At 45.0% G+C, this 2,625-nt stretch carries 3 protein-coding genes; all 3 read right to left on the bottom strand.

Going from position 1 to position 2,625, the window contains the following annotated elements; genetic code table 11:
* Positions 1–998: hypothetical protein (locus WC958_06435; GenBank protein ID MFA5629859.1), on the bottom strand; the 998-nt coding region annotated here is incomplete at its 3' end.
* On the bottom strand, positions 998–1,996 hold the full coding sequence (locus WC958_06430) for a hypothetical protein (GenBank protein MFA5629858.1): 999 nt from the start codon (positions 1,994–1,996) through the stop codon (positions 998–1,000). The genes WC958_06430 and WC958_06435, both read right to left, overlap by 1 nt.
* Before the next feature lie 5 nt (positions 1,997–2,001).
* Positions 2,002–2,625 (bottom strand): hypothetical protein (locus WC958_06425; GenBank protein MFA5629857.1); only part of this gene is annotated, 624 nt, incomplete at its 5' end.

Genomic DNA, 2,625 nt, shown 5'->3' with positions numbered 1-2,625 from the left:
GCAATATCGGTATTGCCGCCGCCGATACCGGACGGGGCCGGATAGATATCAAAATTAAAATTAAAGTTGGGAATATGTTCTTTTGCCGACCAGGAAGGTTCCCGCCAAATCGCAACATATCCGCTATAACGCGGATCGATATCGGCATCGCCATAATAATCAAGAAGCGTATCGCTGCCTAAGGAATTAACCAAATAGCCTTCCCCCATCGCCTCAACCATATGATTCATCGCCTGCAGGTAAACGTCATCAAGATAATTGAATTTCATTCCGTCATAGGCGATACTTAACCACTTTTTAGCGGTTTTCGGGTCGCTTAGCATCTTCAGAACTTTCGGATATTCATAAAAATATTGAGCCGTACCGTAAATGCCGATAATTTTCGTGGTCGGATTGGCCGCCGCTTTCGCGATTGCTTCCATCTGATTCCAAGTCCAATCATAATCAGGGGCCTCGATATTGGCCGCGGCCAAAAGATCAAGATTAACAATCCAAAACTGCGGATAGATAAAAGTCGGAATAATATAACGTTTAGCGTTATATACGCCCAAATCACGAACGCTTTCCAAAATATATTCGGTATCATCATCATTATTATAATAATCGGTTATATCCGCCAGAATCCCCATCGGCAGAAAGTTTTCCAGTCTTCTGACCAAAAAGACATCCGGTAAAGATTCCGTTTCCAACAAACCGATAAAAGCTTCGTCCCAAACCGCATCCTCGGCGACGATTTGCATTTCCACGGTAATGTTCGGATAGGCGGTCATAAAAGCTTCGATCATTAAAGTATCAATCGTCACCGCATCGGGATTGTTATACTGCCAAGTGGCATAAGTTAAAGTGATTTCTTTTTCCTTCCAGTCGGGTATTCCGTTACCGTCTTTATCCCAAAATGCCTTTTTTTCATCGGGCGGATTATTATCGTTACCGTTGTTGCAAGCCGAAAACAGCAAAGCTATTAATAAAACAAAAAGCATCATAATAAACTTTTTCATTATCTTTTTCCCTCACTTAATAAATATTTAAGAAGTTCATTGACCGAACAAGTGGCAACGCAACAAAATCGATCGGCGCCGCCGTAATATACAAATAAGGTGTCATCGACAATAACGTTGCCGGTCGGAAAGACACAGCCGTTATAAAAGCCGGCGGTCTCATAAGGAAATTCCGGTTCCATCAAATAATCTTTAGTCCGCGCTATAACGATTTCCGGATCGGCCGCGTCAAGAAGCAGGGCACCGACCCGGTACTGATCATCATACAGGGCAACGCCATGATAAAGCACAAGCCAACCGGCTTCCGTCCGAAGCGGCGGCGTCGAACCGCCGATTTTTTTCATTTCCCAAGCCTTTTCGGGAGCAATGAGCAAACGGGGCACTTCCCAGTCCATAAGATTATCGGAATAATTAATCCATATGGCGGCCGGGATTCCGGGTTTTATTACCGGACGTTCGAGACGGACGAATTTACCGTTTATTTTCTCCGGAAATAAAATGACATCGCGATTGTCGTAATCAAAAGTTGTTATCCGCCCTAACTTTTTAAAAGTTTTTAAATCGGGGGAAATTGCCAGCGCGGTTTGAGATATATTGTAATAAAGTGCGGTCGGAACGATTCCGTCGTTAGGAACATTAACGTAATTCTTTTTGTCCGCAGCCCAATACCGTCCCGGCGGATATGACCGATAAGCATAAGTTACGTAATAAAGCCCGCCCATCTTGACAAGCCGCGGATCTTCACAGCCCGAATCATAACCGTCGATATCGGGAGCAAGCACCGGTTGGTCGCTAATCCGACGAAAGTTAAAACCGTCGTCGGATATAGCGAGACCGAGGTAAATTAGATGGTGTTCGTCATCGCCGGCCGCCCGGTATAAAAGATAAAAAGTGCCGTTTTCATACCAGGCGGCGGGATTGCAAACCACAAGGCTTTCCCAGCTGTTTTGGGAATTGGGAAGAAGAATGGGATTTTTGTGATACTTATGTAATTTCATGGCATTTACCTCTTCTTTATAATAAAAGCAATATCGCGGTGAAAATCGGGCAAAGTGAATTCGCAATAACCATCAGCCGTAAAGTCTTCCGTTTTGATTGCTTCGCCGGTTATACTATGATAATACGTAATTCGGTAGTCACCGTGGTTTAGCGTTAGGCGGAAGGTTATATTATCCATTGGCGCGGATTTATCGTTGGAGTGAATCCATCTTTGATCGTAAATATAACCGTAAAGGCGATCGGAATAACGATAGCCCAAAACGGAAAGCGCGGGGTCGGAAAAAGATGCATCCTTCTTATCGAGCAGCTGACAGTCTTCGCCCGATAAATCCAGCCGGGCGGCATAAGACCCCGCTCCTTTAAACTGATAATAAAGGTTGTAAGGATGAACCCAGCTGTCCCACCACCAATGCATCGCCCCTCCGGCGCCACCGCCCATCATGCCGGCCCATGCCGCTTGCCGCAGCGTAATGCCGGTCGGATCGATCCGGGCGGTATTGGCGCCGTTTTGCCAGTTGATGCCGATTTCCGACTGCAGAATCGGTTTTTGATATTTATCATATAACCGATTTAAAACCGGTGGCAAGTACATATTAATATTTTTATTGGTATAATCATAATTATGGGG

It is taken from the genome of Dehalococcoidales bacterium, from assembly GCA_041656115.1.
Classification (GTDB): domain Bacteria; phylum Chloroflexota; class Dehalococcoidia; order Dehalococcoidales; family UBA5627; genus UBA5627.
Note: the sequence above shows the minus strand (reverse complement) of the source record. Positions and strands in the feature narration are given on the sequence as shown.

Excerpts from the sequence above, each read along its gene's own strand:
- WC958_06430 (MFA5629858.1), bottom strand. The coding sequence starts at position 1,996 with ATGAAATTACATAAGTATCACAAAAATCCCATTCTTCTTCCCAATTCC.